The following is a 12,552-nucleotide window of genomic DNA, read 5'->3' on the forward strand; positions in this document are numbered from 1 at the left end:
GCTCGAGCGGGGAAGCTTTAGCAAAATGGGACAGCACGGCGCTCAAGAAGCGCCATGCTTTCCGAAATTGTGGCTTTAAGTCTTCGCTGCTTCGATTGCTTTCTGACTCCAGCAGACGCCGGGCGTCAGATCAGCCTTCGTACGCGCGCGTTCGAGTGTGTAAAGGTAGCGTGCCTTATCGCCGGGCTTTTCATTGCCCTGCAACAGAAGCTTGATCGCGGTTACAACGTCGTGCGACTGACGAACCAGTTCACTGGTCACGATAGCGCCGAAAGTACCATCTTCCAGCAGATTGCAGTCGATCTGTTCGCCGCCACCGGTGGTCACCAGAAACACCTTATCTTTAAGACCTGCATCACGAATGGCTGCAGCGGTTCCCTGCGCGGTAGCGTCCCAGAAATCAATAATGCCGCAAACATCAGGATTTTGCTGTAGCAGTGTTGTGGCTGCATTACGGGCAGTTGTCGGATCCCAGTTGGAATCCGGCTGACCAACGACCTTGAATTCTGGGTTCTTCTCGAGAACAGCCTGCACACCAGCCCATTGATCTAGGCTCGATGCATTAACCTGATCGCCCTGTATCACGCCGATCTTCTTGCTGGAATTTGGCCCACAGCCTTTGATAACGGCTTCCGTTTCGAGCTCTCCAAGCTTCTTCCAGTCCGAACCGGCAAAAACGTCAGAAGCAAAGTTCGATGGATTATCGAGCTGGATAACAAAAATGCCGGCATCCTGTGCCCGCTTATAAAGGCGGCTATAGGAGTTGATATCCGGGGATTGTACAATCAGCACATCCGGCTTGTTCGCAGACGAAATCAGATCTGTGATTGCCTGCGCGCCTGCATCCACGCTCCAGTTCGGATCACGTGTTTCCCAGATGCCACCGAAAGCCTTGACTTCTTCACCGATAAAATGGTTCCAGCCCTGAGCCAGATCGAAGCCCATTGTCATTGGAACAAGCACAACGCGCTTGCCCTTAAGCGCATTTTCATAAGCAGCAGGTCCGGGATTCCCCGCATCCTGCGCCGAGCTCGTGAAAGCGCCCACAGCAAACACCATGGTCGCGGACAGAGCAGCAAGTAAACTACGCTTCCATAACTTCATTTTCCAACCCTCTTTTCGATGAGCCGCTAAGCGCGCCCTTAGTTACAAATGTCAGATATCGCCCTGCTGACTGGTCTGTTCGTCGCGTGGATTGAGACGCCCATCGAGAATGATTGCAGCCAGCAAAATTGTTGCTTTGATCAGGTTTTGATAGATATTGGGCAAGTCGAGGATGGTCATACCGTTGAGCAAAATGCCGATTAGCAAAGCGCCAACCAAAATATTGCGCATCCCGCCTTTTCCGCCGGAAAGACCTATGCCGCCGATCACTACCACCAGAATGACATCATAGAGCAACGTTGAATTCACGATGCGGGTATTCATGCTTTGCAGGCTGACAGCCGTCGCAACGCCTGCAACCCACGCCAGCAAAGCACTGACAACATATTTGAGCAGCGTCAGCGGACGCACACCAATGCCCATGGTCCGCGCCGCCTGATAGTTATCGCCTATCAGGTAAAGAAACCGTCCGGGCTTCGTATATCGAAGAAACAGCCAGCCTATGACCAGCATTCCAAGGAAAAGCAGCACGTCGAGCGGAAGCCCTACCAGACGCGCCTGCCCCAGAGAGAGCAGCGCCAACGCATCCTGCGGAATGGAAATCACATCCTGCGTCAATATCTGAGAACGAACAAAGCCGAAAACAAAAGCGCTCGTGGCAAGTGTCGCAAAAAGCGCTGGGACACTTGCATAGGCAACCAGAAAACCATTGACCAGGCCAATAGCCACAACGACCAGAAAAACAACGGAGCTTGCCGCCAGCAAGCTCCAGCCATGATGCAACAATTCAAGTTGCAGCGCCGTCGCTATCACCATCACAGCTACCATGGATAAATCGATACCACGACCGATAACCACCAGCCCCATACCGATAGCCAGAATGCCGAGCACTGAAATGCTGCGTATAATTGCGATAAGGTTTCCGGCTGTCCTGAAACCATCGAGGCTCACGGCAAAGCCTGCAAACAATGCCACAGCCAGGATCAGAACAATTTTTTCCTGACTAACCGAGCTGAAAAAGCCAGATGACCGCGACACTTCAGGCAACCTTTCACATGCTGAAACAGTCGTTTCAGGCCGTTAGTCGGCACCCTATCGGGCAGCAACAATCGCGGTAATTGAAACGTTTTCCGGATCATCAATAGCCGGTCTCGGTCGTTGCTTGCAGGCAGCCTTTTCTATCTTGAAGTCAAAATGCGAACAATTTTTCGCAAAACAGCACCTCACAGGAAACAGGTCTTAAACCATGTCTTCTGCCAAAGAACCAATGCAGAGCTTGTTTGCTTCAGCTGGTTACATCAAACTCAGGGTCAACAGGAATAGACAAGGCCGTGACAATCCGATTGGTCTCTGATGCCATGCCAATAACAGCAAGGAGATCGCCATACTGGGCATCAGTCATGCCCTTAGCGCGTGCGGCGGCTGTGTGAGAGTGAATGCAATAATTGCAACCACTGGCAACCGACACAGCAATATAGATCAGCTCTTTTGTCAGCGGATCGAGTGCCGACGGCTCTACCATCACCTCTTTCAGACTTTGCCACGTGCGTTCGAGGGTGCGAGGATCATTCGCCAGTCCTCGCCAGAAATTATTTATGAAGTCCGATCCCCGCACGGCCTTTATATCATCGAATACGGCTTTAACGCGTGGTGATTTCTCCGCATCCCCGTCGGTCCAGAGCTTCACTGTCGTCATGTTCATCACCTTGAATTTCTAAAAGCGCTGGAAAACGTTATAGCAAACCAATAACGCCCGCCAAAATAAGAATATAGCTTCGGAACCAGCAAATCGGGGCGGGATTACCGCCCCGTAGAGCAGGACAATATAGATTAGATGTTGCCTGCGATTTTGAAGCGCAAGGCATCGTCAATAAAGCTCTTTTCGCCCGGTTCACTCTCATTAGAACCAAATGGCAATTGGGCGCGCAGCTTCCAATTTTGTGGAATATCCCATTGCTCTGCAACCGCAGTGTCGATCACTGGATTATAATGTTGCAGACTAGCACCAACCCCTGCGTTCGCTAAAGCAGTCCAGACTGCGAACTGCGTCATGCCTGATGATTGCTCAGAAAATTCAGGAAACTTGTCCGCATAGAGCTTATAGGTTTCTTGCAGATCACGAACTACCTGTTGATCTTCATAAAAAAGAACCGTTCCTGCTCCCGATGCAAATTTCTTGAGTTTAGCTTCAGTTGATTCAAAAGCATCTTGAGGTACAAGAGGTCGCAACGCTGCCTTCACAAGCTCCCAGAACTGAACGCTTTCGGAGCCATAAAGAATAACAATTCGCGAGCTTTGAGAATTAAAGGTGCTAGGCGCATGGCGCACAGCTTCCTGAATTATGCTGGTTACGTCAGCCTGAGACAACTCTAGGTTCCGGCCAATATTATACTGGCTTCGACGGCGGCGAATTTGATCGATAAAGTCATGGGCCATTACAGGTCTCTTTGCTGGTGAACAGGATTTGGTTTCGGGCCATCGCTGAATTGATAGTCGAAGGTGGGTAAAATTGACAGGTTCGCACATCCCACGCAAAGTCACGAGGCGGCAATTTCTGCCGCTTCTGGAGAAATTAATTCCATTATGTGTAGTTCCGACACCCATTTTATTATACAAAATTTCAAAGTTGAATAACGAGTAACTACTGATCATTTTGTATGATCGGAATGGTTCAACATACAATTTGCTGTCATGTTTTACGGCTCTGTTGCAAATATTCCGACAATGACTGAATTGATAGTATTCTGGCTTTCGATCAAAGCATTCGCAAACTGAAAGAAATGATGGCGAAACGCGGCATTAATCTGGATCATTCAACCGTCTATCGTTGGGTCGTTTGTTTCAGTCCAAGGCTGCTTAAACGTTTTATTCGGAAAAAAGCCAAGTCACACGTAAATGGAACCTCGATAAAGCTTACATCAAGGCCAAAGGCAGGTGGCTGGATTTGTATCGTGTAAGCGATAGAAATGGCGATACGGTTGAAGTTTTTTCAGCAAAAGCATGATCTAGCTACCGCGAAACGCTTTACAACCGAGGTAGCGTCCTACCACAGCAGGCCAGAGCGCATAATCATTGATAGCAGTTGGACCGCCAGAACAACTATTCTACAATGTGACACAGAAGGCCAACGCATACGAGTTGCCCTTCTTGCCAGAGCCTGCCAAGTATGCACGTGATTTGCAGGAAAATCACACCGAGGTGCAACAACACCATGCTCTCTACCGACCATAGCGTTTCTACCACAATTCATGCTTTTACCTCATCCGGCCATCTTAGGCTCAGCAACTTCCGCCACCAACCGTTAGCGCTGCAATATGGTATCAATGTAGAAACTCTAATGAGACAATTAGGAATGTAATCAGGAAGCTGGGATCAGCTTACACTTACTTATGGCAAACTCTCTGAATTGATTAGTTATCACCCCAAGGTCTGGAAGATCATTCACTTGAGTAAGTTTTGTTTTAAAATTTCGATTGGAACAAAACACCGCTCAGCTATTGACGCAGTTATGCAGCAAGTGCCTCGTACCGGTGTTTGATTGAGTGCGCATGCTGATCTGAAAAAGCATCTTGTTGTTTACGCGTCATGCGAATGAGTTCAATGTATGCAACCGTGCCGTTCATGGATTTGTTGGGGCCAATAGTACTATCTAAAACGCATAACAACAAAAATCCAACTTTTGTGGGCACTTACCCGCAACGCCAGCCCACTTCTATACGCAGGTAGCGCGGGTGAGAATGCCGGCGCATTTCTGAGGGGCTTAGACTACATTCTGTAGTTCAATGTCATCAGAGCTACAATCGGCTGTCCAACCTCCTCAAAAGGGCGACGGTCCCATTCGGGTGCACATTGTTGGGCGCATGCAAAGTGCAAGCTAGAGAAGGTATTTGACTGAGATAACTCCGAAATATCTGCCAACCGCTGAATCCGGATTGCCCAATTCCATACCGTCGAGACTGACATATGCTACATCTCGCCCGCCCAGCGCCTGTCCGCGCGCCAGATCTGCACCAAGCCCTTAGTAACCGACTCCGGCGAATGACTTCATACACAGCGCTGAAAGAATATCAGCCAAATCCTGGCTAAGATAAAAGCGCGCATATATCCATAACCAATAGAACGGATTACAAACATTTCTGACGGTTGGTTGCATGTCACATAGAAATCAAATTCAATGAGGTTAGAAATCTCAACCGGTCTATTGATCTCAATCGCTAGAACGCACTCTTTAAAGGCCACGACGAAGGCAGTATCATCTGGGCGCGTATCGCTTCGTTGATCGAAACCTGCAAAATCGACGCTATCGTCCTCTTTGCCTATCTTAAAACAACAAGCAAAGCTACCGCAGCAGCCCCCAAGCAGCATCAACGAACTCATTCCAGGGATCTGTAATATCCAGAGCTAGATCACTGGCTCTAAACAGCAAAGGCTTAAGATAGCCATGGTTACGCCATATTATTTTAAGAGAGCGGGTAAACTGACCGCAAGCTCAAGTGCAAACTGGTACAGGGCAGAAATTTTACACTACGTTTGGTCAACCAATCAGATCATGTTGAGGGCTGTGAATTTCTACTACATGAGTGGGCGTAGAACATGTTTTTTCCGTGTTAGGTCAATGCCACCGATTGCAACAAGAATGCGAGAAAACCATCGTCTCCCACAAAGCATAGATCTACATCTCAAATATCCATATACCAATCAGACGCGTAGCAGGAGACTAATATGATCACATTTACCATGATCCAAGTTTCAAACTTGCTGATGAGACGACGCCATTTTCACGTCTCTTCGACACCAATGACAGGGATAGAAAAACGCACGTGGAAAGAAATAAAGATCTTCGTATCACACTTTTTTAGTTCAAAAGTATCATTGTCATAGAACACTTCGTCGCCCCGTAATGCTCCAATCATCCGCAAAGCAATGCGGATGATGTCAAGGTGATTATTGCGCTCCAACCGAACGCGCACGAAATTCCCCAGATATCAGAAATAACCAAAAATTCAGTGGCCGTGCCACCTTTGAAAAGGCCGATATCCTCGCATGGCGCTCCTTCTCTCTTCGCATCGGCGCATCGGCGCATCGGCGCATCGGCGCATCGGCGCATCGGCATTTGGGATCATTAATACTTAAAAACGCCGCCACGGGAGTGTCTTCCGAATGAATCTATCTATCAATTTGAAGTAAATCAATAATAAAGAAAATATTTATTTTGATTAAATAAATATGCACACAAATAATTGTCTTTGTTATCGAATAGATAATTAATTATGGTTCGAATTCCAATCGCGAACAAAAATCAGAAAAAATCAAACATATATTTAATCCTTTAATATAAGATATTCTTTTTCTTATAGCCACAACCAAATCCATTTTTTTGATCGGCTTATTATGATGCCTTTCCTTGTAGAAAAATAAATTTTCCAGTTCTCATCATTGTTGCCATATAATCAATAATAAGGTTTTTCATAAGTCTACGGCATCCCTTTTCAGCTACGGTCGTCGGAATACTTACGCTGTGCTCCATGTGGCTACGGTTATTGAACGAAGCGACTTATTTGAGCGTGGTAAGCCCGGCGGCATCGAAATTACGCCCCCCCCCTTTGGTAGATGAGCTCGGTCTTGTAAAGACCGTTGATTGTCTCGGCTAGAGCTTTATCTTTACTCCCGTCATCACTTCCAACAGACACCTCTATTCTCTCCTCCTCAAGTCGTTAGAACTAGCGAATGGGGACCTACTGCAAGCCTCAGTTAAATTAATAGCCATCCCGCCGCCATGCTCCGCTCACCGATCATCAAATGCCCAAAATAAGGCATGAAGCAAAAACAACCGGATGGGCGTTCCGACTTGCTTACCAAGCAACAACTCGGCGAGCTAAGGCACCCATGACGATCGCGACGAAAATGAGGCCCTGCAAAGTTGTGCCGCATATGAATTCGAAACGCCCCAGCACCAATGTGCCGGAGCCTTGAGGTGTCGATTTATACAGTGGATTGGACATTGCGCAGGCCTATACGACGCGGTGATTTTAAAAGGATTGGCCGGAAGTTGCCTCGAATGTTTATCATTCTGATGAGTCTTTCTACGAGGCCGCGACTGACATTGAAGCCTTCTCGCTGCAACTGTTGCCAGACTTTCCTTACGAAATAGAACTGGAAAGCCTCACTAAGCAATCCGGAGAACCTCAACTTTCAAAGGCAATATCAATTCGTTCACGAGCAGATAGGCGATCCACGTCGTTGCGCTTGGCAGTGGCGTCATTGTAAATGGGCAGATCAATCTGAAGCAGTTTGCAGATCTGCTCGACCCGGAGCGGCGTTCTTGATTAATCATTGCTCACACCGGCGGGCGAGATTCTCAAGACAATAAACGCGGAGGATTTAAGTGAAATCGCACGCGCCCAACGGAGCTAACGATTCTCTCGTTACAGAGGCTTCATTCTCCTCCGCCAAGTCATTTGACAAACCTACGCGTATATGAAGTAAATCGACCTCAGAGCAGTCGATACAAAATGTGAAAAGAACAATGTCCCTTTCACATAATTAAGTCCCTCCCGCGGCTTTCTCTTAAAAGCCCGGATTCCCAAACAACCCAATTTCCTCAATGATTTCAATAAAACCATTTTTCGCATTCGTCTAATGGGTCGTAGCTTTGTGCTACACTCGATGCAACTCGTCAAGAGCGAGCAGTGGCAGCATTTATTTCTGTCTCCTTGGCTTCAATCACATCGACACCAGATCTGTTCCATTCTAATCGCCGTCGTGAAAAAACTTATGAGAAACTGGAAAGACCACATGGCTCTGATTGAGTGAGAGTATGGCGAATAAGTCTTTAGGGTGAAGGAGGCATATAGGGCTCATCTCCATAAATGTCGCTTTGCTTTTTTAGTTTATGCTTTTAAAGGTATTTTCTATAGCGCGTAGGAGAGCGTCTTGCTGATATACAACATGTGTTAAACATCAATTTTTGATCGTGTATTTCGTCGCAAGCCAAAGATAATTGCTTTGTATGCTTACAGACATGACCCTCACCTTGTTCCTGACATGCTTGCAAACCTTCAGCCCTTCATTGACGGATGGATTGCTTGGGATGACACAAAGCGGGATACGCTTTGGTATCATGAGGGTAAGGCTCGCCAAACACTAATTAATGCCGCTCGCCAACATAAAGCTGATTGGGTTTTATGGGTTGCCCCAGATGAGCGTTACGAAGTTGGCACTAAGGATAAAATTGCAGACTTGGTTAAACGTGAGCGCCACATTATTTGGGGCTTTAAACTTCGGGAGATGTACACTGTTTGCCAATACCGTACAGATGGCTTGTGGGGTCAAAAAAGTCTTGGCGCTTATTCGCGCTGAACAAATGTCAATGTGCACTCCCCGTGGCACCCGACCAACCCAGAATATAAAATGCAGATGACTGATATCAATCTGTACCATCTTAAAAAGATTGAGCCAGAAAATAGAAAAGCTCGCGTCGAACTCTATAACGTCGTCGACACTACGGGCGTTCAAGCTATTGGTTATGACTATTTGGCAGACAAATGTGGAATTACACTAGAAACGATACCATCTGGTCGCTACTATTATCCTTATTCCAAAATACCACCTAAAATATTTCAAGCCACACCTGAGAAATATATATCGAAATAAGAAACGAAACACGTAGGTACATCTTGTTAAACATCAATGGAGACAAAACATTAATACGACAGTGTTCAACTTATATAAATTTATCATGCCGTCAAAATTCTTCCTGGATTTATTTTTAATGAATAATTGTCTGAATTTTTTTCGAGAAAGTGCTATTCGTAATTTAGTATATTAAACAATTGGAAAAATATAATAAAATAGACGAGAGAGCCGAACAAATATATGACTTTCTGTAAATTGGTGAAAGAACTGCTTATCCCTACAAGGTTTATTTCAGACGAGAACCGATAGCGAAAGACAGAAGGGTGCTCCACCAAGGAGCAGGTTTTTCAGGAGCATGCACTAGCACTGGAATTTGCAGCGGTGGTGCATTGACCTCGACAAACCAACGCATACCTTCTTCTGCTAAGTCTATTTCCAACAAAGTCGGGCCTAGAATAGATGGAGCCGTAATTCCGAGAGTCATTGCAATGGTTTCTTCTGGTTTCAGAAGGGAGTGTAAAGGCAGTTGGCCATCCGACCAGACTAGAATCTCACCTTTTGTAGTCAGCCAGTGATTACCCACGGCGAGGCCGCTCTGAGTATATGGCATCCAAGGCGTATTGCCAATGTTAGTCAGTTCCAATTGTAGATCATATTTTTGACCCGCGATTAGGTCCAGGCTATGATGCGACGTGCTAATCTTACGGTTATAAAAACCGCTTGCTAGCGGTAGAGGGCTGGGCAAACTCACTGTTTCCAATGTTTGTTTACACCAAGCTATGGCGTCAAGGATCAGTTTGGCCACTGAATGATGATTGGGCTTTTGCCATGTCTCGCTATAGCGCCCAGGATGAATACTAAACATTAGACCCTTAGGCGCTATTTTTCTAAGACCGACAATTGGATCTTTGAACCAACGCTGTGGGTTAAAGCGGCTGCCGCTCATTGCAATTAAGCAGATCGGCATATCAAAAGCCTGATCTTTACTGAGCCGCAAAAAATCCGTATCTGCAATGATGAAAAGTTCGACCTCCCGGCCCGCATTGCGTAAAATTGGGATGATTTCATTCATCATGGTCGCCCCTTGGCAATTCCCCCCTAGAATCAGTGGGCCTTGCGGGGCAAGAATTTGGATTTCGCGCGCATATTGAGCAGCGGCAGCTTGCGATTGTATTGTATCGTAATGGAATAAATATGCGCCGGAACGCAGGATGAAGCTGTTAACTTTTGTATCGAGTGCTTCCTCGATATTTGCCGCTTCGACAGAGGTTTGCGCGCACCAAAACAAGTTGCTTATTCCCGGTAGGAGTTGACCACTGCCAAGTTGACGTATTAATCCGCGCTCCATTCCTGGCTTTCCGGGCCAAGACTGCATTAGATTTTGCATCTTTTCATGCCAAGGTGCCAGCAGAGGTGGATCGTCGGAATTTGAGCCGTTTAGATGCTCTGTAAGGGTGCGCAAGCTTATGACTTCAGGAAAATCTTGGAAATTTAGGCTCTTTGCGTAAACTCGCTCAACTTCGGCAACTAATTGCATTGCCATCAGAGAATCCCCGCCCATAAGGAAGAAATCCTCGTCAGGATCAATGTCGTCTTCAATGTCCAGTATTTGACGCCAAACATCCTGAAGCGGTCCAAAATCCTCGCGAGTTGAGTTTTTCCGGGGGCGTTGGTAGGCGATATTGGGGGCTAACAATTTCGGCAGATACAAGCGACGTATTTTACCCAAAGCCGTGCGGGGAACTTCATCGGGGAGTAGCAAGGATACGCGGGCGGGTACGAATTTGAAAGTTTTGGCCATGGCGAGAGCAATCTCTCGGCCAAGACTTTCGGGATCAGAACAGGTTTCGCAAACTACAAAAATCCCGCACGGTGCACCTTGGGAAGTGGTATTCTCGGTGGACAAAGGAGCAGCGTATATCTCGGGATAACCGGGGATTTTGCGCAATTGAGCTTCGATCTCTTGGCAGGTGTATTTCTTGGCATTAACGAGAATCAGTTCCTTGTCACGACCCGTCACCGTTAATTTGCCTTGATGCAGTAGTCCCAGATCTCCGGTGCGCAACCAATGATCGGCGGTAAAAAGCCTACTATTTGCCTCTAGATCACCGATATAGCCAGAGGTCATCGTCGGGCCGCACACTTCGATGGCCCCGATAGTGCCTTCAGGCAAAAGCGCGCCTTCCTCGTCAGTAATACGTATCGCATGGCCTGCGGTGGGTCCGTCTAATTCTTGTGGACCATCGTCGGATTGATTTTGAAGTATTAGGGAAGTGCCGCCTCCAACAACAGGGCCACATTCCGAAAGCCCGTATCCAGCAATCAGAGCATCCTCACGCAAACCAAAGGGAATGAGTGCCCGTAAAGCAGTTTCGGCAGTTGCGCGTGAAACAGTCTCCGCACCTATCCCTATGCGCTGAACGTGACGCAGGTCCCAAATCCTGTCCGGGGCTCGCGCTAAAGCACTAACCAAGCGGTCGAGGCCAAAATTGGTTGTGGTAGCATGTGTTGCACCACTTATAACCAAAGCATCTAGCCATGTCAGCGGGTCACTCACAAAACGTCTAGTGTCCAGATGCACTTTGATTGGAAGATCGGGCATCGCAAGGCCGATGCCCATCACATGATCGAAAGATGTCCAGGACAAAAAGCCTTTGGCTTGGTTGGCCTGCGGTATTCTGGGCCACCAACGTGCCAGGGCAGCAGAATCGGATAGGCTAACCAATCGTGATGAACCTGTAGTACCCGAAGTGGGAATGCCGAAGCGTATATCCTTGGATGTGTCGAGTATGGGAGTGGAAGGTGCGGCCGTTGCCCCCCCGAGTAAGGCGTTGGAACGCAGCAGCATCAATGTCGACAATTTGAGGAAACTCAGCCGACACCGCTGGGGACAAAGGTTGGTCTATCCGCGCTGTCATTGGCAAGATGACATAGCCTCCCAATATGCCAGCATGGATGCACGTCACGATTTCATCTGCCTCTTGAAGACGCAGAACTAGGGCCGCACCCGCGGCAATGCCTTCGAACTTCAGATTTTCAATTATCATCCAAGCTCGGGCAAGACTCTGTGCCCACGGCATTTTCACTTGTCGGCCGTCAGTCTTGATACTCAGAAAGTAGCCGTTTTCCGCCTTTTTAATCCCAGCCATAAGGGCCTCGGCCAGCGAAGCGTAGGGTAATTGTATGTTGTCGCCAAAGGCTATCGCAGGTTTCGTGGCAATATCTTTCAAGAACTTAGCTCCTCAGCAGCGTAGTATCTCCGATTTTTGGATGCTTCATTTGTAATATCTTGTTGCGCACGGGCGGACTCACGCCAATTCTCTGCGGTGTAATGGCAACTAGGATAGCAACTCCAACCGCATACGGCATCAGGTCCATGCCAGCGCGCTACAGCCAAACATGCACGTTTTAGATGGAAATGAATCGTGACGATTAATAAGCGAGGTGCTGAGGGATACTGTGCTAAAAGTTGTGCGGAAAATTCGGCGTTTTGATCAGTATTACAAGCATTAGGCTCAATCAAAATCGCATCTTCAGGAATGTCTGCGTAGCGGGCGGTTTCCGCCATAACCTCTGCCTCCACCGCGCCAAGCTGATGATTGAACCCACCGGTGAAAAGTAAGCGATTAACATAGCCCTGACGCCATAGGTTGATGGCGTGGCTGGCGGGTCGCTGGGGAGAATTCATGCCAAAAACTAGGGCTATATCCGCAGGTGCAAGGCGGTCGGCTGGAAACGGATTATCGTCCTTCTTTGATTTCCCAAAGTCCATAAAGTTCAGCATCCCCATTGCGAATATTTTCAACTTTGGAA

Annotated in this window: 11 protein-coding genes; 1 reads left to right on the top strand and 10 read right to left on the bottom strand. The window is 47.5% G+C overall.

The window, feature by feature from the left end:
- Positions 1-75: 75 nt before the first annotated feature.
- From J2782_RS09910 to J2782_RS09940, 7 genes are all read right to left on the bottom strand, one after another.
- Positions 76-1,104, bottom strand: a complete 1,029-nt coding sequence (locus tag J2782_RS09910) for a sugar ABC transporter substrate-binding protein (RefSeq protein ID WP_310011914.1) — start codon at positions 1,102-1,104, stop codon at positions 76-78.
- A 51-nt stretch (positions 1,105-1,155) separates the two neighbouring features.
- Positions 1,156-2,142 carry an ABC transporter permease gene (locus J2782_RS09915; RefSeq protein WP_310011915.1) on the bottom strand — a complete coding sequence of 329 codons (987 nt, stop codon included), beginning with the start codon at positions 2,140-2,142 and terminating at the stop codon, positions 1,156-1,158.
- Positions 2,143-2,389: 247 nt separating this feature from the next.
- Positions 2,390-2,800: a carboxymuconolactone decarboxylase family protein gene (locus J2782_RS09920; protein ID WP_310011919.1), complete on the bottom strand. Its 411-nt coding sequence runs from the start codon at positions 2,798-2,800 to the stop codon at positions 2,390-2,392.
- A gap of 134 nt (positions 2,801-2,934) precedes the next feature.
- Complete coding sequence (locus tag J2782_RS09925) at positions 2,935-3,540, bottom strand: nitroreductase family protein (RefSeq protein ID WP_310011921.1); 606 nt, start codon at positions 3,538-3,540, stop codon at positions 2,935-2,937.
- A 1,608-nt stretch (positions 3,541-5,148) separates the two neighbouring features.
- Positions 5,149-5,481 carry a hypothetical protein gene (locus J2782_RS09930; protein ID WP_310012318.1) on the bottom strand — a complete coding sequence of 111 codons (333 nt, stop codon included), beginning with the start codon at positions 5,479-5,481 and terminating at the stop codon, positions 5,149-5,151.
- Between the two features lie 401 nt (positions 5,482-5,882).
- The gene (locus J2782_RS09935; RefSeq protein WP_310011922.1) at positions 5,883-6,074 is read right to left on the bottom strand and encodes a hypothetical protein; all 192 of its coding nucleotides are present in this window, start codon (positions 6,072-6,074) and stop codon (positions 5,883-5,885) included.
- An 882-nt stretch (positions 6,075-6,956) separates the two neighbouring features.
- Positions 6,957-7,106, bottom strand: a complete 150-nt coding sequence (locus J2782_RS09940) for a hypothetical protein (RefSeq protein ID WP_310011925.1) — start codon at positions 7,104-7,106, stop codon at positions 6,957-6,959.
- Positions 7,107-8,148: 1,042 nt separating this feature from the next.
- Here J2782_RS09940 and J2782_RS09945 point away from each other — a divergent pair.
- Entirely contained in the window at positions 8,149-8,463 is a 315-nt protein-coding gene (locus tag J2782_RS09945; RefSeq protein WP_310011926.1) for a hypothetical protein, read from the top strand.
- Between the two features lie 562 nt (positions 8,464-9,025).
- Here the strand turns inward: J2782_RS09945 and J2782_RS09950 are convergent.
- From J2782_RS09950 to J2782_RS09960, 3 genes are read right to left on the bottom strand one after another with little or no spacing between them, the layout of a single operon-like run.
- Positions 9,026-11,530 (bottom strand): non-ribosomal peptide synthetase, encoded by a 2,505-nt coding sequence (locus J2782_RS09950; protein WP_310012306.1) that lies wholly within the window; start codon positions 11,528-11,530, stop codon positions 9,026-9,028.
- Positions 11,457-11,969 (bottom strand): hypothetical protein, encoded by a 513-nt coding sequence (locus tag J2782_RS09955; RefSeq protein ID WP_310012320.1) that lies wholly within the window; start codon positions 11,967-11,969, stop codon positions 11,457-11,459. The genes J2782_RS09950 and J2782_RS09955 overlap by 74 nt, the downstream gene beginning before the upstream one ends.
- Positions 11,966-12,529, bottom strand: a complete 564-nt coding sequence (locus tag J2782_RS09960; protein WP_310011928.1) for a YdcF family protein — start codon at positions 12,527-12,529, stop codon at positions 11,966-11,968. Before J2782_RS09960 ends, J2782_RS09955 begins: the two co-directional genes overlap by 4 nt.
- Positions 12,530-12,552: the final 23 nt, after the last annotated feature.

Source organism: Brucella pseudogrignonensis, assembly GCF_031454375.1.
In the GTDB taxonomy this organism is placed as follows: domain Bacteria; phylum Pseudomonadota; class Alphaproteobacteria; order Rhizobiales; family Rhizobiaceae; genus Brucella; species Brucella pseudogrignonensis_A.